Source organism: Pseudomonas sp. B21-048, from assembly GCF_024748615.1.
Lineage (GTDB): Bacteria > Pseudomonadota > Gammaproteobacteria > Pseudomonadales > Pseudomonadaceae > Aquipseudomonas.
This window is the reverse complement of record NZ_CP087168.1, coordinates 2467369-2486496: the sequence shown is the minus strand read 5'-3', so window position 1 is coordinate 2486496 and position 19128 is coordinate 2467369. Positions and strand designations below refer to the sequence as shown.

General features: G+C 59.9%; 16 protein-coding genes. 10 read left to right on the top strand and 6 right to left on the bottom strand.

Annotated features, from left to right (window positions below; all coding sequences use genetic code 11):
- Positions 1-9: 9 nt before the first annotated feature.
- From LOY56_RS11665 to LOY56_RS11650, 4 genes are all read right to left on the bottom strand, one after another.
- Positions 10-2265, bottom strand: coding sequence for an Orn/Lys/Arg decarboxylase N-terminal domain-containing protein (locus tag LOY56_RS11665; protein WP_258621911.1), 2256 nt, complete (start codon positions 2263-2265; stop codon positions 10-12).
- Positions 2266-2553: 288 nt separating this feature from the next.
- Positions 2554-3312 carry a DNA polymerase III subunit epsilon gene (gene dnaQ / locus LOY56_RS11660; protein WP_258621910.1) on the bottom strand — a complete coding sequence of 253 codons (759 nt, stop codon included), beginning with the start codon at positions 3310-3312 and terminating at the stop codon, positions 2554-2556.
- Between the two features lie 227 nt (positions 3313-3539).
- On the bottom strand, positions 3540-3992 hold the full coding sequence (rnhA, locus tag LOY56_RS11655; RefSeq protein ID WP_003180633.1) for a ribonuclease HI: 453 nt from the start codon (positions 3990-3992) through the stop codon (positions 3540-3542).
- 92 nt (positions 3993-4084) lie between these two features.
- Positions 4085-4843: a methyltransferase domain-containing protein gene (locus tag LOY56_RS11650; protein WP_008074391.1), complete on the bottom strand. Its 759-nt coding sequence runs from the start codon at positions 4841-4843 to the stop codon at positions 4085-4087.
- A 65-nt stretch (positions 4844-4908) separates the two neighbouring features.
- On the opposite strand from LOY56_RS11650, the gene gloB reads away from it, so the two are divergent.
- The 8 genes from gloB to fabI all read left to right on the top strand — a co-directional run bounded on the left by gloB (position 4909) and on the right by fabI (position 15726).
- The gene (gloB, locus tag LOY56_RS11645) at positions 4909-5676 is read left to right on the top strand and encodes a hydroxyacylglutathione hydrolase (protein WP_258621908.1); all 768 of its coding nucleotides are present in this window, start codon (positions 4909-4911) and stop codon (positions 5674-5676) included.
- A gap of 99 nt (positions 5677-5775) precedes the next feature.
- Positions 5776-7230, top strand: a complete 1455-nt coding sequence (locus LOY56_RS11640; protein ID WP_258621906.1) for a transglycosylase SLT domain-containing protein — start codon at positions 5776-5778, stop codon at positions 7228-7230.
- Between the two features lie 298 nt (positions 7231-7528).
- Positions 7529-9361: an extracellular solute-binding protein gene (locus LOY56_RS11635; protein WP_258621904.1), complete on the top strand. Its 1833-nt coding sequence runs from the start codon at positions 7529-7531 to the stop codon at positions 9359-9361.
- Positions 9358-11199, top strand: a complete 1842-nt coding sequence (locus LOY56_RS11630) for an extracellular solute-binding protein (protein WP_258621902.1) — start codon at positions 9358-9360, stop codon at positions 11197-11199. The genes LOY56_RS11635 and LOY56_RS11630 overlap by 4 nt, the downstream gene beginning before the upstream one ends.
- A gap of 4 nt (positions 11200-11203) precedes the next feature.
- Positions 11204-12277, top strand: coding sequence for a microcin C ABC transporter permease YejB (locus LOY56_RS11625; RefSeq protein ID WP_258621900.1), 1074 nt, complete (start codon positions 11204-11206; stop codon positions 12275-12277).
- Between the two features lies 1 nt (position 12278).
- A complete protein-coding gene (locus LOY56_RS11620) occupies positions 12279-13298 on the top strand; it encodes an ABC transporter permease (RefSeq protein ID WP_205889284.1) in 1020 nt (339 codons plus the stop codon).
- A gap of 1 nt (position 13299) precedes the next feature.
- Positions 13300-14910 carry an ABC transporter ATP-binding protein gene (locus LOY56_RS11615; protein ID WP_258621897.1) on the top strand — a complete coding sequence of 537 codons (1611 nt, stop codon included), beginning with the start codon at positions 13300-13302 and terminating at the stop codon, positions 14908-14910.
- A 21-nt stretch (positions 14911-14931) separates the two neighbouring features.
- Complete coding sequence (gene fabI, locus LOY56_RS11610; RefSeq protein ID WP_007906751.1) at positions 14932-15726, top strand: enoyl-ACP reductase FabI; 795 nt, start codon at positions 14932-14934, stop codon at positions 15724-15726.
- Positions 15727-15791: 65 nt separating this feature from the next.
- Here the strand turns inward: fabI and LOY56_RS11605 are convergent, their stop codons facing one another.
- Complete coding sequence (locus LOY56_RS11605) at positions 15792-16646, bottom strand: LysR family transcriptional regulator (protein ID WP_258621895.1); 855 nt, start codon at positions 16644-16646, stop codon at positions 15792-15794.
- A 113-nt stretch (positions 16647-16759) separates the two neighbouring features.
- Between LOY56_RS11605 and LOY56_RS11600 the strand changes: the two genes are divergently transcribed.
- Together LOY56_RS11600 and LOY56_RS11595 are read left to right on the top strand one after the other, a co-directional pair.
- Complete coding sequence (locus LOY56_RS11600) at positions 16760-17185, top strand: VOC family protein (protein WP_258621893.1); 426 nt, start codon at positions 16760-16762, stop codon at positions 17183-17185.
- Positions 17182-18459 carry an amidase gene (locus LOY56_RS11595; RefSeq protein WP_258621891.1) on the top strand — a complete coding sequence of 426 codons (1278 nt, stop codon included), beginning with the start codon at positions 17182-17184 and terminating at the stop codon, positions 18457-18459. Before LOY56_RS11600 ends, LOY56_RS11595 begins: the two co-directional genes overlap by 4 nt.
- Here the strand turns inward: LOY56_RS11595 and LOY56_RS11590 are convergent.
- The gene (locus LOY56_RS11590) at positions 18450-19073 is read right to left on the bottom strand and encodes a GGDEF domain-containing protein (RefSeq protein ID WP_258621890.1); all 624 of its coding nucleotides are present in this window, start codon (positions 19071-19073) and stop codon (positions 18450-18452) included. The genes LOY56_RS11595 and LOY56_RS11590 overlap by 10 nt on opposite strands.
- Positions 19074-19128: the final 55 nt, after the last annotated feature.

Sequence of the window (19128 nt, the reverse complement as noted above, 5' to 3'; positions counted from 1 at the left end):
CAAAGGTCCTCATTCCTTGATGCAATCGACGGTGTAGTGCCGTCCATTGCCCTCGTCTTCGTGTTGCAAGCCATGCACATCGGCGACAAATCCGGGAAAACTACTGTCGAACGTACGGGCAAACTTCAGGTAATCGATGATCGAACGGGTCGACTCGGTGAAACGCTCGCCGGGCATGATCAACGGGATCCCCGGCGGGTATGGCACCAGCATTACCGCTGCGATCCGCCCGTCCAGAGCATCGATCGAAACAGCCTCAACCTCCCCGCGTACCAATTGATCATAGGCGTGCGCCGGCTTCATCGCGACTTCCGGCAGTACGGTGTACATGCGTTTGAGGTGTTTGGCCGTGGCGTTGCTGCGATAACAGGCGTGCAATTGATCACACAGATCCCGCAAACCCATGCCTTGATAACGGGCAATATTGTGTTGTGCCACGCATGGCAGGCAGGTGGCCAAACTAACGTTGGCGTCATAACTGCGCTTGAACTCCAGCAACTCGGTTAGCAACGTGCTCCATTTGCCCTTGGTGATGCCCATGGAGAACAGCACCAGGAACGAATACAGCCCGGTCTTTTCCACGACCAGCCCACGTTCCCAGAGGAATTTGCTGACCACCGCCGCCGGAATCCCGCGCGCGCTCAGGGCACCGCCCGCCGTTAGACCCGGCATCACTAACGTGACCTTGATCGGATCAAGGAGCACGTAGTCGTCGGTCACGCCGCCAAAGCCGTGCCAATCGGCATCGGGTTGCAGCAACCAATCTTCGGTGACCACCTGCTCGATACCTTCGGCCGAGGGTGGCTGCCAGATGGAGAACCACCAGTCATCGGCGGCGATATGCTGGCGCAGATTGGCCAGCGCCCGGCGAAAACTCAGGGCCTCGTCGAACATTTCCTGCAACAGCGAACGCCCGGCCGGCCCTTCCATCATCGCCGAGGCTACATCCAGCGAGGCGATGATGCTGTACTGCGGTGAAGTCGAGATGTGCATCATGAACGCTTCGTTGAAACGGTCGCGATCCAGTTGCCGCGCACCGCCGTCCTGAACATGAATCATCGACGCCTGACTGAACGCCGCCAGCAATTTGTGCGTGGAGTGCGTAGTGAACACCAGCGGACTGTCTTCGCTGCGAGAGGTGCCCATGCCGTAACGGCCGGCGAAGAACTCGTGGAACGCCGCATAGGCGTACCAGGCCTCGTCGAAATGCAACACCTCGACGCTGTTGCCCAGGCTTTGCTTGATCAGCTCGGCGTTGTAACAGAGGCCGTCGTAGGTCGAGTTGGTCACCACCGCCAATTTGACCTTGGGTTCGCGGCCCTGGGTCAGCGGGCTGGCGTCGATCTTGGCCTGGATCGATTCGCGGCTGAATTCGCTCAACGGAATCGGGCCGATAATCCCCAGTTCATTGCGCTCCGGGCACAGGTACAGCGGAATCGCGCCGGTCATGATGATCGAGTGCAACACTGACTTGTGGCAGTTGCGATCCACCAGCACCAGATCATCGCGGGCCACCATGGAATGCCAGACGATCTTGTTGGCGGTCGAGGTGCCATTGATCACGAAAAAGGTGTGATCGGCGCCGAAATTTCGGGCCGCTCTCGCTTCCGCCTCGGCCAGTGGCCCCGTGTGATCGAGCAGCGAACCGAGTTCCGGTACCGACACCGACAAATCCGAACGCAGGGTGTTTTCCCCGAAGAACTGGTGAAACGCCTGCCCCACCGGGCTCTTGTGATACGCCACGCCGCCGCCATGGCCCGGCGTATGCCAGGAATAATTGGAGTCGGCCGTGTGCTGCACCAGCGCCTTGAAAAACGGCGGCAACAGGCCGTCCAGATATTTGCGCGCCGCGCGGGCGACCTGACGGGCGAGGAAAGGCACAGTGTCTTCGAACAAATAAAGAATGCCGCGCAGTTGATTGAGTTCGGCCATGGCGTCGGCCGGGGCATTTTCGAGGGTCACCTGCTCGCCCAAGGCGAAGATCGGCAGGTCCGGCGCTCGAACCCGTGCCAAGCGAATCAGCTCGGCCATGTTATGCAGAAGATGAGCATGGGTGCTGGCATCTTCGGCGGCAATCAACATGCAAGAGAGGCCGTGATGCGTCGAGGCGACCAGACGCCCTTCGTTGTAATCGACTGCCGAGACGATGCTGAAGCCTTCTTGCTCCAGCTCCCGGGCGATGCCACGTACACGATCACCGGCAACGGTGTCGGCCTTGATGTCGCGGTGGACGATCAGGACCGGAAATTTCAAATCTTTATACATGGGGCTCGGTGTCCTGAGGCGGCAGACCGTGGCCTGCCAATCACCTCAGGGTAGAGGGTTGGAGCCCATGTGGCGAGGGGGATGCCCTGAAGTGGGTCGGTGGGCGAACCATGCTGAAGCGAGAAAATGTGAAGTAGAGATGAGCTCTCGTGGCGAGGGACCTTGCTCCCGCTCGGCCGCGTAGCAGTCGCAAGATGCGGTGTCACTGGAAGACCACAGGGGCCGCTTCGCGACCCAGCGGGAGCAAGCTCCCTCGCCACAAAAGCACTTTCGCTTTTTATCTGCGATTTACGCCTGGGCCTTGGCCTCAGCCAATTGCTGCCAAAGCGACGGAGCGCCGGCGGATTTGGCGATGGCTTCAAGGCGCGCAATGTGCTGGGCCAGGTCTTCTTCACTGGCACGGATGATCCGGATCGGCTGACGATCGGCTGGCAGACGACGGATTTCGGTGGCGGAGTTGTCCGCGCCTGCACCTGAACCATTGCCATCGGACGCGTTACCGGCCAGCGACAGGCTGGTCTGACCACCGGTCATGGTCAGGTAAACGTCGGCCAGAATCTCGGAGTCGAGCAAGGCGCCGTGCAGCTCACGGCCGGAGTTGTCGACGCCATAGCGCTTGCACAAGGCGTCAAGGCTATTGCGCTGCCCCGGGTGACGTTCCCGGGCCATCATCAGGGTGTCGAGGATCGAGCAGTGTTGCGTGATGTCCGCGCGATCGTGATGGCCCATCAGGGCGAATTCGTTGTTGATGAAGCCAACGTCGAACGCCGCGTTATGGATGATCAGCTGCGCGCCCTTGATGAACTCGAAAAACTCATCGGCTACTTCAGTGAAACGCGGCTTGCCCACCAGGAATTCGTTAGTGATGCCGTGAACGCCGATGGCGCCTTCATCACTCTCGCGATCCGGTTGCAGGTAAACGTGGAAATGCCGGCCGGTCAGGCGCCGACCGATCAACTCGACACAACCGATTTCGATAATCCGGTGGCCGTCGGTCACCGGCATGCCGGTGGTTTCGGTATCGAGTACAACGGATCTGGTGGCCATCAGTGCTCAGCTCTCAACGGGTCAATCGTGCAAAAGCGGCGATGTTAACACGCTCGCCGGGGTCTTTCAGATACACCGTGTTGCACCCATCGCGAGCAGGCTCGCTCCCACTGATCGTTCCCACGCTCTGCGTGGGAATGCCTCAAGGGACGCTCCGCGTTCCAATGGGACGCAGAGCGTCCCGGGCTGCATTCCCACGTAGAGCATGGGAACGATCAGTGAAAGGTCTAGGCTTGTTTGTACCCACGCACTTCATCAACGCCACGGTTGGCCAGTTGGTCAGCCCGTTCGTTGCCGTGATGGCCGATGTGCCCGCGCACCCATTTCCAGGTGACGTTGTGGCGGTTGACCTGCTCGTCGAGCAGTTTCCACAGATCGGCGTTTTTCACCGGTTCTTTCGCCGCGGTTTTCCAGCCGCGCTTCTTCCAGTTAGCCATCCACTCGTTGATGCCTTTCATCACGTACTGGGAATCGGTCACCAGCAGCACGTCGCAGGAGCGCTTGAGTTCTTCCAGGCCACGGATCGCGCCCATCAACTCCATGCGGTTGTTGGTGGTGTTGGCTTCGCCGCCCCAGAGTTCTTTTTCAACGCCCTTGCACACCAGCAACGCGCCCCAGCCGCCCGGGCCAGGGTTGCCCTTACAGGCGCCATCGGTGAAGAGTTCTACGCTATCGCTCATGCCAATCTATCCAGAAAATGCGGTGGCTCGCCGATCGGTGACCGACGATGCCCGAGGCCGGGGCGAACCCGGCCGGGAAAATAAAATGTGTATTACGGTTCGAGGTGACGACGGTTGACCTTGGCCATCGGCAACGGAATCAGCTTGCCCATCGGTTCGCGCCGTTCCTGACGCACCGGCCGCAGACCCACCACGATCTTGCGCGCGACCAATAAATAGAAGCCACCACCCGACAATTGCCAGTCACCGGCCTTGCGCTCCCAACCGGCCAGACGGGCTTGCCAGGCAGGCGACGCAAGCGGCGGACGATAGCACCCGAAGCGGCGTTTCTCCAGCGCGAAGCCCAGCAGGTTCAGCCAGTCAGCAACCCGCGACGGCGAAATGCAGCGGGCCTTGCGCAAGGCGTCATGGGCGAACACATGACGCAGGCCCCAACTGCTCCAGGGGTTGATCCCGACAATCAGCAGATGCCCGCCAGGCCGAACACTGCTCGCTGCTTCGCGCAGCAAACCGTGGGGCGACAGGCAGAAATCCAGCCCGTGCTGCAACACCACCACATCGGCGGCATGCTCGCTCAACGGCCAGGCCTGCTCTTCACAAACGATCTCGACCCCCGGCAACGGCGCACCGAGCCGCACATTGCGCTGGACCTGCGGTGCCGACGGCGGTGTTTGCGCCGAGGGGCCGTAATGCACCAGGTAGCCGCCGAAGAAGCGCCCCAACTCGTCTTCGAGCATGCGTCGTTCTTCGTCCAGCAGAAATTGCCCGATGGGCCCGGATAGCCATTCACGGGCCGCGCTGATCAATGTCAGCCACTCAGGATCGGCCTGAGCGAACGCTTTATCGGTCATTGCATTCTCCAACGCGCCAGGAAGTTCTAAGATGCGCCAATGTTTTCCGCTTGGCGAATCCGACGATGATACAGATCAGTGCCCTGCCCGCCTTCACCGACAACTACATCTGGTTGTTGCAAGACCACAGCACCCAGCGCTGCGCCGTGGTCGATCCGGGTGATGCCGCGCCAGTACACGCCTGGCTCGCGGCGCACCCGGGCTGGGTGTTAAGCGATATTCTGATCACTCATCACCATCATGACCATGTCGGCGGCGTCGAGCGGCTGAAAAAAGCGACAGACGCGACAGTCTACGGCCCGGCCAGTGAAAGCATCCCGGCGCGAGACGTGGCGCTCAAGGACAATGACCGCATCAGCGTGCTGGGCTGGGACTTCGACGTCATCCAGGTGCCGGGCCATACCCTCGGGCACATCGCCTTTTATCACCAAGGCCATTTGTTTTGCGGCGACACCCTGTTCGCTGCCGGTTGCGGCCGGTTATTCGAAGGCACGCCCGAGCAAATGCATCACTCGCTGAGCCGCCTCGCGGCGCTCCCCGAAGACACGTTGGTCTACTGCACCCACGAGTACACCCTGAGCAATCTGAAGTTTGCCGCAGCGGTCGAACCGGGCAACGCCGACACCCTCGCACGACTGGCCAAAGTCGCCCGTCAACGCGACGCCGGAATCATGACGCTGCCTTCGACACTGGCACTGGAAAAGCTCACCAATCCGTTTTTGCGTACCGGCGAAACATCCGTTAAAGAAAAAGTGGACGAACGGAATGGACCCGACAACCGGGCTCCGAGTGCGGTTTTTGCGGCTCTTCGCGCTTGGAAAGACACGTTCTAGGGAGGCTGCTTGATGGTACAAAAATTCTGAATGGTTGACCGCAGGGGGTGCGCTTTCTAGAATCGCCCGACATTTTTGCCCGGAACTTACTTCCAGCCAATGTCGTCACCTATTCGTAAAGCCATCAATTCAGACGCATTGACCCGCTTGGCTCAAGCCATCGCGGTGGCTGTGTCCGCCACTTTGGCGGGCTGTTCCAGCCATGTGCCGCAGACCGAAGCGACACACACCCCGAATATCGCCGCGCGAGCCAAGCAAAAACCTGTCTGGCTCAGCGAAAAACCCACACCGCAAATACCACAGGACGTCTGGGAGCGCATGCGCCAGGGCTTCCAGTTGCAGGACAACCTGGGCGTCAACCCGCGCATCGAGCAACAGCGCCTGTGGTTCGCCAGTAACCCGTCCTTCCTTGAAAACGCCGGCGAACGCGGCAGCCTCTACATTCACTACATCGTCGAACGCCTTGAAGAACGCAACATGCCGCTGGAACTGGCGCTGTTGCCGGTGATTGAAAGCGCCTACAACCCGATGGCCTATTCCCGGGCCGATGCGGTGGGTCTTTGGCAATTCATTCCTTCCACCGGGCGTTACTTCAACCTGCGTCAGACCCGCTTCTACGATGGCCGTCGCGACATCACCGCCTCGACCACCGCGGCCATGGATTACCTGACCCGTCTGCACGACATGTTCAACGGCGACTGGCTGCTCGCCCTGGCGGCCTACAACGCCGGCGAAGGCACGGTCAGCCGGGCCATCGAGCGTAACGAACGACTCGGCCTGCCGACCGACTACTGGAACCTGCCGCTGCCCGCGGAAACCCAGGCCTATGTGCCCAAGTTGCTGGCCCTGTCGCAAGTGGTATTGGCGCCCGAAGCCTATGGCGTGAACCTCAACCCGATCGCCAACGAACCGTACTTCCAGGTCGTCGAAATTAACCAGCGCATGGACCTGTCCAAGGTTGCCGCGGTGGCCAACATCGACGAAGACGAATTGTTCCAGCTCAACCCGGCTTTCAAGCAACGCACCACCGTCGATGGCCCCCAGCATCTGCTGGTGCCAACCTCCAAGGCGCAACTGCTGACCGCCAGCCTGTCGACCATGCGCCCTGAGGAGCTGATCAGTCAGCGACCGCTCAAACCGGTGTTCGAAGGTGCAGACGACAGCGAAATCGCCAGCCTCAAGCGCGCCTATCGAGTCAAACGTGGCGACAATCTGGGCACTATCGCCAAGGCCAACAAGGTCGACATCAAGGACCTGCAACGCTGGAACAAACTGACGGGCAAGGACCTCAAGGTCGGTCAAAACCTGGTGATGCAGGACACCACCAAGCGCAAGTCCGGGCGCGTCAACACCGTGGTGGCAGCGAACAGCAAGACGAACGGCAAGATCACCAACAAGGCCCAGCAGACCCAGTACAAGGTCAAGCAAGGCGACTCCCTGTACATGGTCGCCAAACGTTTCAATGTCGAAATGCAACACCTCAAGCGCTGGAACCCTCGGGTTGGCCAGGCGCTTAAACCGGGGCAGATGCTGACGGTTGCTTCGCCGCATTAAGCAACACGCCCTGTCGAGGGGCTATTGTGGCGAGGGAGCTTGCTCCCGCTGGGTTGCGAAGCAGCCCCAAAACCTGAAACCCGGTGATTTCTGACACACCGTGTATTTCGGTTTAACGACTGCTTCGCCCGGGCGCGCATCGGCCAGCGGGAGCAAGCTCCCTCGCCACAGGTTCTGCGATCCGCCGGACCTTCACCTGCACAATTAACAATGCATTAACCCCCCGTCTTTTTCCTGTCGATACAAGCTGTTACTGTACGGCCCACAAAGCCCAAGCCGCCTGGATCGGATCTCTGACTTGAAGCGTCCCCTCCTCCTGCTCCTGATCAGCCTGGCCTTGAGCTCCCCCGCCAGCGCGACGATCAGCGAAAGCCATGGTTATGCGCAGTTCGGCACGCTCAAGTACCCGGCCAGATTTACCCACTTCGACTGGGTCAACCCGCTAGCGCCCAAGGGCGGTACGTTGCGGGTGATGGCGTTTGGCACCTTCGATACGCTCAACCCATACACCTTCAAAGGCTCGAGCCCGGTTTCTACCCCCAACTTCCTGCAATACGGCATCAACGAACTCAATGAACCGTTGATGGTCGGCACCGGCCAATACGCGCCGTCTGGCGATGAGCCGACTTCCAGTTATGGCCTGATTGCCCAATCGGTGGAATACAGCGAAGACCGCAGCTGGGTGGTGTTCAACCTGCGCCCCGAAGCGCGTTTCCACGATGGCACGCCGATCACCGCTTACGATGTGGCGTTCTCTTACCGTTTGCTGCTCAAGGAAGGTCACCCGCAATACCGCACCAACCTTCAGGAAGTGTCGCGGGTGGATATCCTCAACCCAAGGCGCATCCGTTTCGTCTTCAAACGCGCTGGCAATCCGCTGCTGATCCTGCGCCTGGGCGAGTTGCCGGTGTTGTCCCAGCATTACTGGGAAGGTCGCGACTTCAAGGTCACCACCTTCGAGCCGCCATTGGGCAGCGGGCCATATCGCATCACCTCGGTAACGCCGGGGCGGCAGATCGTCTTCGAGCGGGTCAAGGATTATTGGGGCAAGGACCTGCCGGTCAATCGCGGCAAATACAACGTCGATCGCATGGAAGTCGAGTTCTACCGTGACAGCGATGTGGCTTTCGAAGCGTTCAAGGCCGGCGAGTTCGACATTTACATCGAACACCAGGCCAAGAACTGGACCAACGGCTACGACTTCCCGGCCGTGCGCCGTGGCGATGTGATCAAGGCGCAAATCGCGCACCAGATCCCGACCCAGAGCCAGGGCCTGTTCATGAACACCCGGCGACCAACCTTCGCCGAGGCCAAGGTCCGCGAAGCGCTGGGGCTGATGTTCGATTTCGAGTGGACCAACCGCACGCTGTTCAGCGGCGCCTATAAGCGCGCCATGAGTTATTACCCCAACAGCGAATTCTCCGCCACCGGGCTACCGGTCGGTCACGAATGGCTATTGCTCAAGCCCTATCGCGATCAGTTGCCCGCCAAGCAGCTTACCGAGCCGTTCAGCCTGCCGCAGACCGATGGGCGCGGCATTCCGCGGAAAACCATGCGCAAGGCCCTGGAGCTACTCGCCGAGGCCGGCTGGAAGCTCAACGGTCAGCGGCTACAGAACACCATCGGCCAACCGTTGCGTTTTGAGATCCTGCTGGTCAACCCGAACCTGGAACGCATTCTTCAGCCTTACGTCGAGAACCTCGCCAGCATCGGCATCGACGCACGGCTGCGCACGGTCGATCGCGCCCAGTACAAACAGCGCCTCGATCAGTTCGATTTCGACATGATCCTGATGACCCTCAACCAGACCCTCAGCCCGGGTCTGGAACAATGGCAGTACTTCCACTCCAGCCAGGTCGGGGTCAAGGGCAGCAAGAATTACGCCGGTATCGCCAACCCGGTGGTCGACCATTTACTCGAACAACTGCTCGCCGCCCAGACGCGCGACGCACAAGTCGCCGCCGGCAAGGCGCTCGACCGGGTGCTGCTGTGGCAGCACTACATCATTCCCAACTGGTACCTCAATTATCACCGCCTGGCCTACCGCAACCGGTTCGCTTTCGTCACCACGCCGCCCTATACCCTGGGCCTGAGCGCTTGGTGGCTGAAATCTTCGGAGAAAGATCAATGAAACCCGTACGCGCCCTGCTCTTGCAGGCCAGCGGTCTGTTGTTCGCCGGGCTGGCCTGCGCCGCCCCGCAACATGCCCTGACCCTGTACAACGAACCGCCGAAATATCCGGCCAATTTCAAACATTTCGATTACGTAAACCCCGATGCGCCCAAGGGCGGGATCTTCCGCCAGGCCGGGTTCGGTGGCTTCGACAGCCTCAACCCGTTCATCAACAAAGGCGTGCCGGCCGACGACATCAGCATGATCTACGACACCCTGGCCAAACAGGGTCTGGATGAGCCGTTCACTCAATATGGCTTGATCGCCGGCAAAATCGAAAAAGCCCCGGACAACAGCTGGGTGCGCTTCTACCTGCGTCCCGAAGCACGCTTCCACGACGGCCACCCGGTGCGCGCCGAAGACGTGGTGTTCAGCTTCCAGACCCTGATCAAGGATGGCGCCCCGCTCTACCGCGGCTATTACAGCGACGTGGAAGAAGTAGTCGCCGAAGACCCGCTCAAAGTGCTGTTCAAGTTCAAGCACACCGGCAATCGCGAATTGCCGCTGATCCTCGGGCAACTGCCGGTACTCCCCAAGCATTGGTGGGCCACCCGCGACTTCACCAAGGGCAACCTGGAACTGCCGTTGGGCGGTGGGCCGTACAAAGTCAGCGAAGTGAAGGCCGGACGTTCGGTGCGCTATGAGCGGGTCAAGGATTACTGGGGCAAGGACCTGCCGGTCAATCGTGGCTTCTACAATTTCGACGTGATGACCACCGACTACTACCGCGACAACACCGTCGCGCTGGAAGCGCTCAAGGCCGGTCAGTTCGACTACTGGCTGGAATCGGTCGCAAAAAACTGGGCCAAGGCCTACAACATTCCGGCAGTGACCGAAGGTCGGCTGATCAAGGAAGAGATCCCCAACGGCAAACCCACCGGTATGCAAGGCTTCGTGTTCAACCTGCGCCGTCCGGTGTTTCAGGATGTGCGCGTGCGCCACGCGCTGACCCTGTTGCTGGACTTCGAATGGACCAACAAACAACTGTTCAACGGCGCCTACGCGCGCACCCGCAGTTTTTTCGAAAACTCGGAAATGGCCGCCACTGGCCTGCCGGACGCCGATCAACTGGCGATCCTCGACCCGTTCCGCGGCAAGATCCCCGAGCAAGTGTTCAGCGAGGCGTTCCAGAACCCGGTGACCGACGCCAGCGGCATGATCCGCACTCAGCAGCGCCAGGCGTATCAATTGCTGCAAGAGGCCGGCTGGCGGATCGTCGACGACAAAATGGTCGACGCCACCGGCAAACCGGTGACCCTCGAGTTTCTGCTGGCCCAGACCGAGTTCGAGCGGATACTGCTGCCGTTCAAGCGCAACCTCAGTGATCTGGGCATTGATCTGGTGATCCGTCGGGTCGACGTCTCGCAATACATCAACCGCGTGCGCTCGCGGGATTTTGACATGATCGTCGGCAGCTTCCCGCAGTCGAACTCGCCGGGTAACGAACAGCGCGAGTACTGGATGACTGCCGCCGCCGACAACCCCGGCAGCCGCAACTCCATGGGTTTGAAAGATCCGGTGGTGGACCAATTGGTCGAGCAACTGATCAACGCCGATTCGCGCCAAAGCCTGGTGGCCCACGCCCGAGCGCTGGACCGGGTGCTGCAATGGGGCTATTACGTGATCCCCAACTGGCACATCAAAACCTGGCGCGTGGCGTACTGGAACCACATCGGCCACCCGAAGGTTTCACCCAAATATGACATCGGCATCAATACCTGGTGGGTCAAGCCCGACGCGGTACCTGCGATAGAAATCGAAACCAAACGGCAAGCCGACCCTGCGGGCACGGAGTAATCAGATGCTGGCGTATATTTTTCGGCGACTGCTGCTGATCATTCCGACCCTACTCGGCATTCTGCTGATCAATTTCGTGATCATCCAGGCCGCGCCCGGTGGGCCGGTGGAACAGATGATCGCCAAGCTCGAAGGCTTCGAAGGCGCCACCAGCCGCATTGCCGGCGGCGGTGCCGAAGTCTCGGTGGCAGGCTCGGCCTATCGCGGCGCCCAAGGCCTGGACCCGGCGCTGGTCAAGGAAATCGAACACATGTACGGCTTCGACAAATCGGCGCCGGAACGTTTGTGGATCATGATCAAGAACTACGCCACCCTGGATTTCGGCGACAGCTTTTTCCGCGACGCCAAGGTCATCGATCTGATCAAGGAAAAGCTGCCGGTGTCGATCTCCCTCGGGTTGTGGAGCACGTTGATCATGTACCTGGTGTCGATCCCGCTGGGAATCGCCAAGGCGACGCGACACGGCAGCCATTTCGACGTCTGGACCAGTTCGGCGATCATCGTCGGTTACGCGATCCCGGCGTTCCTGTTCGCCATTCTGCTGATTGTGGTGTTCGCCGGCGGCAGCTATTTCGATTGGTTCCCGCTACGGGGCCTGACCTCGAACAACTTCGACGAGCTCAGCACCGGCGGCAAGGTCCTCGATTACTTCTGGCACCTGGCGCTGCCGGTGACCGCATTGGTGATTGGCAACTTCGCGACCATGACGCTGCTGACCAAAAACAGCTTCCTCGACGAAATCAACAAGCAATACGTGGTCACCGCCAAGGCCAAGGGCCTGACTCGCCACCGCGTGCTCTACGGCCATGTGTTTCGCAACGCCATGCTGTTGGTGATCGCCGGGTTCCCTTCGGCATTTATCGGGATCTTCTTCACCGGCTCGTTGCTGGTCGAAGTGATTTTCTCCCTCGACGGCATGGGCCTGATGAGTTTCGAAGCGGCGATCAACCGTGACTACCCGGTGGTGTTCGGCACCCTGTTCATCTTCACCCTGCTGGGGTTGGTGGTGAAGCTGATCGGCGACCTCACGTACACCTTTGTCGATCCGCGCATCGACTTCGAAAGCCGGGAGCATTGAGATGAACCTGTCCCCTCTCAATCGCCGACGTTTCGAGCTGTTCAAGGCCAACAAGCGTGGCTGGTGGTCGCTGTGGCTGTTCCTGATTTTGTTCGGCGCCAGTCTCGGCGCCGAGCTGATCGCCAACGACAAACCGCTGGTGGTGCACTACGACAACGCCTGGTACTTCCCGGCACTCAAGCGCTACCCGGAAACCGCGTTCGGCGGCGAATTCCCGCTGGAAGCCAACTACAAGAGCCCGTACATCCGCGAATTGCTCAAGGCCAAGGACGCTTGGGTCTTGTGGGCGCCGATTCCCTACAGCTACCAAAGCATCAACTACGACCTGAAAGTCCCGGCCCCTGCGCCGCCTTCGGCCGATAACCTGCTGGGCACCGACGACCAGGGTCGCGATGTACTGGCCCGGGTGATTTACGGCTTCCGGATTTCGGTGCTGTTCGCTTTGACGCTGACCCTCCTCAGCTCGATCATCGGCGTGATCGCCGGGGCCTTGCAGGGCTTTTATGGCGGCTGGGTCGATCTGGCCGGGCAGCGTTTTCTGGAGATATGGTCCGGGTTGCCAGTCCTGTATTTGCTGATCATTCTGGCCAGTTTCGTGCAGCCGAACTTCTGGTGGCTGTTGGGGATCATGCTGCTGTTCTCGTGGATGAGCCTGGTGGATGTGGTGCGCGCCGAGTTCCTGCGCGGGCGCAACCTGGAATACGTGCGCGCGGCCCGGGCGCTGGGCATGCGCAATGGTGCGATCATGTTCCGCCACATCCTGCCCAACGCCATGGTCTCGACCATGACTTTCATGCCGTTTATCCTGACCGGCGCCATCGGTACGCTGACCGCCCTGGATTTCCTCGGCTTCGGCCTGCCGCCAGGCGCGCCATCCCTGGGTGAGCTGGTGGCTCAGGGCAAATCCAACCTGCAAGCGCCGTGGCTGGGCATGAGTGCGTTTGCGGTGCTGGCATTGATGTTGAGTCTGCTGGTGTTCATCGGCGAGTCCGCTCGCGATGCCTTCGACCCGAGGAAGTGAAATGAATCAGGACAATCTGATCGAAGTGCGCGACCTGGCTGTCGAGTTTGTCGTTGGCAAGCGCGTTCAGCGGGTGGTCGAGGGCGTCAGCTTCGACATCAAGCGTGGCGAAACCCTGGCCTTGGTGGGTGAAAGCGGCTCCGGCAAATCGGTGACCGCCCACTCGATCCTGCGCCTGCTGCCCTACCCGCTGGCACGGCACCCGTCCGGCACCATTACCTATTCCGACCAGAACCTGCTGGACCTCAAAGAGAAAACCATCCGCCACATCCGCGGCAACCGGATTGCGATGATTTTTCAAGAGCCAATGACCTCGCTCAATCCGCTGCATTCGATCGAGAAGCAGATCAACGAGGTATTGGGCATCCACAAAGGCCTGATCGGCAAAGTGGCGACCAAGCGCACGCTGGAACTGCTGGAAATGGTCGGCATCCCCGAGCCGCAGAAGCGCCTCAAGGCCTTGCCCCACGAATTGTCCGGTGGTCAGCGTCAGCGGGTGATGATCGCGATGGCCCTGGCCAATGAGCCGGAATTGCTGATCGCCGACGAACCAACCACGGCGCTGGACGTGACTGTTCAGCTGAAAATCCTCGAACTGCTCAAGGAATTGCAGGCCCGTCTGGGCATGGCGTTATTACTGATCAGTCATGATTTGAACCTTGTGCGAAGAATTGCGCATCGCGTATGTGTCATGCAGCGCGGTTGCATCGTCGAACAGGCATCGTGCGAAGAATTGTTCCGCGCGCCGCAGCATCCGTACACGCGGGAACTGCTGGCAGCGGAGCCCAGCGGCAAGCCGGCAACCAATGTGATTGGCCCGCCGTTGCTGCAGGTCGAGGACTTGAAAGTGTGGTTCCCGATCAAGAAAGGCTTTCTGAAAAAGACCGTGGACCATATCAAAGCGGTCGACGGGATTAATTTCAGCCTGCCCCAGGGCCAAACCCTGGGGATTGTGGGAGAAAGCGGTTCCGGCAAGTCGACGCTCGGCCTGGCGATTTTGCGGCTGATCGGTAGCAAAGGCACCATCCGTTTTGAAGGCAAGCAGCTAGACTGCCTGACGCAGCACGAAATTCGGCCGCTGCGAAGGGAAATGCAGGTGGTGTTCCAGGACCCCTTCGGCAGCCTGAGCCCACGGATGTGCGTGAGCCAGATCGTCGGCGAAGGCCTGCGGATCCACAAGATGGGCACTGAGGCAGCACAGGAACAAGCGATTATTGCGGCACTCAAGGAGGTAGGTCTGGACCCGGAAACCCGGCACCGCTACCCCCACGAATTTTCCGGTGGGCAGCGGCAGAGAATCGCCATTGCCCGGGCATTAGTGCTAAAACCGGCGTTGATTCTGCTGGACGAGCCGACTTCGGCCCTCGACCGCACCGTACAACGCCAAGTGGTGGAGCTGCTGCGTTCACTGCAAACCAAGTACAACCTGACGTATCTGTTTATCAGCCATGACCTGGCTGTCGTCAAAGCGCTGAGCCACCAACTGATGGTGGTCAAGCATGGCCAAGTGGTCGAACAGGGAGACGCGCAAAGTATCTTTGCCGCCCCCCAACATCCGTATACACAGCAGTTGCTGGAAGCCGCTTTTCTGGTACCAGCCACTGCGCAATAACCTGAAAGAGAGGAGCAACACATGGGTTTTCTCGCCGGTAAGCGCGTACTGATCGTCGGTGTCGCCAGCAAGCTGTCCATCGCATCCGGCATCGCTGCCGCCATGCATCGCGAGGGCGCTGAACTTGCCTTCACTTATCAGAACGACAAACTCAAGGGTCGTGTCGAAGAGTTCGCACAAGGCTGGGGTTCGAGCCCTGAGCTGTGCTTCCCGTGCGACGTGGCCAGCGATGAAGAAATCGCCAAGGTCTTCGAAGCGTTGAGCAAGAAGTGGGACGGCCTGGACTGCATCGTGCACTCCGTCGGCTTCGCCCCGGGCGACCAACTGGACGGCGACTTCACCGAAGCCACCACCCGTGAAGGTTTCCGCATCGCTCACGACATCAGCGCCTACAGCTTCGTGGCCCTGGCCAAGGCTGGCCGCGAAATGATGAAAGGCCGCAATGGCAGCCTGCTGACCCTGTCGTACCTGGGTGCCGAGCGCACCATGCCGAACTACAACGTGATGGGCATGGCCAAGGCCTCGCTGGAAGCGGGCGTGCGTTACCTGGCCGGCTCCCTGGGCCCGGACGGCACCCGCGTCAACTGCGTATCGGCCGGCCCGATCCGCACCCTCGCCGCTTCCGGCATCAAGAACTTCCGCAAAATGCTGGCCGCCAACGAAGCGCAAACCCCGCTGCGTCGTAACGTCACCATCGACGAAGTCGGCAACGCCGGCGCCTTCCTGTGCTCGGACCTGGCGTCCGGCATCAGCGGCGAAATCATGTACGTAGACGGCGGCTTCAACACCACCGCCATGGGCAACATCGAAGAGTGATCTTCGGTTAGCCATGAAGAAACCCGCCGATTGGCGGGTTTTTTATGGCTGCGATCTTTTGATCCTTACAACAAACACCGCGCAAACAACTGCTGGATCGGCTGTGAGCGCTGGCTATAACGCTGCAACAGCACGATCTCCCGGTAAAACGTCAGCTCACCCAACGAGATGGTCCGCACTTTCGCCCCATGCTCAAGCCACAGTCCGGCCTCGGGCAGCAAAGAAACACCCAGCCCGTACTCAACCATTTTGACGATAGCTTCCAGCTCATCCAGCTCCAGAGCCACCTGCACATCAATTTGCTGCTCACGCAAAAAGCGAGTCACCAAGCGCCCACCGAACGAATTGCGGTCGTAACGTACGTGAGGGTGATTGGCGAGTAACAACAGCGGGTCGTCGCCCTCAAGATCTGCCGGCACGATCAGCACAAACGGTTCCCGACGGATGATTTGCGCCGACAATTCCTTGGGCAATTCAAAAGGCGGCTTGATCAGAATCGCCAAGTCCACTTCGCCGGTGTCCACCTGACTCAACAGGTTCAGGGATACCCCCGGCATCAGTTTCGCTTCCAGCAACGGCGCCTGCTGCCTGAGGCGCAACAGCGCTCGCGGCAACAACCCGGTCTGCACGGTGGCCACCGCGCCGATCTTCAATTCGCCCCGAAACTCGCCGACGTCGTCACTGATTGCCATGCGGCTGAAGGTCTCAAGAATCTCCCGAGCCATCGGCAACGCCCGTTGTCCCGCCGCATTAAGCGTCGCCTGCCGGCCGGTGCGATCGAACAGGCGAATGCCCAATGCCTGTTCGAGGTTACGGATCTGCGCGCTGACCGCCGACTGGGTCAGGCCGATGTGCATGCCTGCCGCGGCGAACGTCCCATGACGGGTCACGGCAATGAAGGTTTTCAGTTCTCGCAGCATGTGGCTCCCCAATTGATCGAAATAATTTGAGCTCGACGCAAAAACTATCGTCTTTCAATCAAAAAACACAGGATTAAACTCAGTCTCAACTCCAACCCGTTGAGGCACGTCCAATGCAGCTGTCCCCTTTTCACTTGGCTATTCCGGTTTACGATTTGGCCGCCACCCGGCGTTTCTATGGCGAAGTGTTCGGCCTGGAAGAAGGTCGCTCCAGCGATCACTGGGTCGATTTCAACTTTTTCGGCCATCAACTGGTGATTCATCTGGCACCGAAAAACGCTTCTCAGGAAGCCGCCCATACCAACGCCGTGGATGGCCACGACGTGCCGGTGCCGCATTTCGGTGTGGTATTGGGGATGAAGGAATGGGAGACGCTGGCCGAGCGTTTGAAAGCCCTTGGCACTCGCTTCGTGATCGAACCGGGTATCCGCTTTCAGGGATTGGTGGGCGAACAAGCGACGATGTTTCTCTTCGACCCCTGCGGCAACGCCCTGGAGTTCAAGGCGTTCAAGAATATCGATCAGTTGTTCGCTAAATGATCGGCCCTACCCTTGATGCCACCGCCCTCAGTGAAGCGGCGGTCAATGGCAAGACGAGCGCCGCGGCTATCGCCGAGCACTTTCTTGAGTGCATTCAGACGCTGGAACCGGATATCCAGGCTTTCGTCTCATTCGACGCCCGACAGGTTCGCGCCGATGCGGCGCAAAACAACGGCCTAGGTCTGTTGGCCGGCGTTCCCGTCGGCATCAAGGACATCTTCGACACCGCTGATTATCCGACGCAATTCCATTCGCCCATTTATAGCGGCCATCAACCCTCCCGGGACGCCCACGTGGTGACGCTGCTGCGCCAGGCCGGAGCGCTGATCATGGGCAAGACCCACACCACCGAGTTTGCGTATATGCACACCGGCCCGACCCGCAATCCCCACGACCTCGCTCGCACGCCGGGCAGCTCCAGCGCGGGTTCGGCAGCCGGGATGGCGGCGGGTTTCTTTGCTTTGGCGCTGGGCACCCAGACCGCTGGCTCGTTGCTCAAGCCGGCGTCCTACTGCGGCCTCTTCGCCTTCAAGCCGTCGTTGGGCCTGGTATCGCTGGAAGGTGTAAAACCGCTGGCGCCGAGCTTCGACACGGTGGGTTGGTATGGACGATCAGTGCGCGATCTGCACCTCGTGGCACGCGTGTTGATTCCCGGCTTCCTGATACCTGAGGTCGAACAGCGTCCGCGGCAATTGGGTTTCTGCCGCACATCACGCTGGGATCAAGTGGACCCCGAAGTGGCCCGCGCTCTGGAACAGGTAGTGGATCAGTTGCGTAGCGCCGGCCATCACGTGAGCGAAGTGCAACTGCCGGATGAGTTTGCCGGGGTGTTCGACGATCATCAGTTAATTAACGATTGCGAAGGTGCCCGCTCACTGGCGAAGGAATTTCAACGACACCGGGCACAATTGAGCCCTTCGACACTGGCCATGTTCGAGCGAGCGGCGGCGACAACGTGGGAACAGGAATCCGCTGCCAAGGCGCGCCTGGCCACTCTTGCCCCGCGCTTGAATGAGCTTTGCCAACCTTTCGATGCCATGCTCGGCGCCAGTTGCGGGATGGTCGCGCCGGTAGGGCTGGAAAGCACCGGACCGTCGGATTTCATCAAGTTCTGGGGCGCATTTGGCTGGCCGCAGGTGAATATCCCGCTGATGCGCGGCCAAGCCATGTTGCCTCTAGGGTTACAGATAATCGGGAGGTTCAGAGACGATGCTCGGCTGTTGCGAACAGCCGAGCACATTGCAGCGGTCTTGCAAGATGCCATTCAACAATGACGAACATCGAATTCCCGGGCGCACAGCGCCTTATCAGCCAAAGCCAGCAAGCCTTCCGCCGTCTGGTGTAGCCGAGAATCAAACTCGATCTGCCCGACACTGAAGCGAATGTCATAGCCACGATGCACCGTGGCATTACGCTCATCGAGTATTTCTTCGAGGCGCACTCTGATCGCGGCAACTTCCACGGCGTCGGCGCCGGTCAACAAGGCGGCGAACTCATCGCTGCCGAGCCGGCCAATCACATCGCTTTCGCGAAAGGCGATGCGTAGCACATCGGCGAAGGTTTTCAGGGCATTGTCGCCCTCGGCGCGACCGTACAGACGGTTGATGCGCTTGAAGTCATCAAGGTCGAAAAACAGCAGCGTCGCGGGTTTGCCCAACGCTAGACAGGCCTCCAGCCCCAACCGGGCCAAAGCCTCGAAGCCATGACGATTGGGGAGCAGCGTCAGTTCATCCATGCTCGCCATCTGCACGCCCATCAGCGCTTGTTCGGCCTTGCGCGCCAAGTCGCGCAGTACATCGCGATCCTGCACTGCGCTGTCGAGGACATTGGGCGTACGCAAGGCATCTGCGCCAGCGCCGGGTTTGAACGGTTTGCCTGGGGTTAACATCACTCACTCCTTTGATGGGTATGAACGTTAGAGTCGTTCACACCTGGTTTGACTC